The following is a 590-nucleotide window of genomic DNA, read 5'->3' as shown; positions in this document are numbered from 1 at the left end:
TTCTCTAGACACAGCAGAGAAAAGCGCTCGTCAAGCAGACGCAACTTACGCAGCAACCCAACAAGGTTTGATCCTTCGTGTCTCTCAAGCGTACTTCGAAGTATTGCGCGCTCAAGACAACCTAGTATTTGTTCGTGCAGAAAAAGCAGCCGTTGGTCGCCAACTAGAACAAACAAAACAACGCTTTGAAGTTGGTTTGTCGGCAATTACTGACGTTCACGACGCACAAGCTCAGTACGATGCAGTACTAGCGGATGAAGTGTTGGCAGAAAATGATCTGATCAACAGCTACGAATCGCTACGTGAAATCACAGGTCAAGAACACAAAAACTTAAACGTTCTTGATACTAACCGTTTCTCTGCAACACGTACGAACAGCCCTGCTGAAACGTTGATCGATGAAGCGAAAACGAAGAACCTTAGCCTATTGTCAGCTCGTATTTCACAAGACATCGCGCGCGACAACATCTCGCTAGCTAGCTCTGGTCACCTACCAACACTGGCTCTAGACGGTGGTTACAACTACGGTGATACTTCAAACAGTGCTCGTGATAACACGACGGATAACTTCAATATTGGCGTTAACCTAG

General features: G+C 46.3%; 1 pseudogene. It reads left to right on the top strand.

Annotation, left to right across the window (positions count from 1 at the left end):
* Positions 1 to 590: pseudogene (gene vpoC, locus R7E78_RS28520) on the top strand (efflux RND transporter outer membrane protein VpoC); the annotation flags it as partial.

Source organism: Vibrio sp. YT-19(2023) (assembly GCF_033337395.1).
This window is presented reverse-complemented; position numbering and strand designations above follow the sequence as displayed.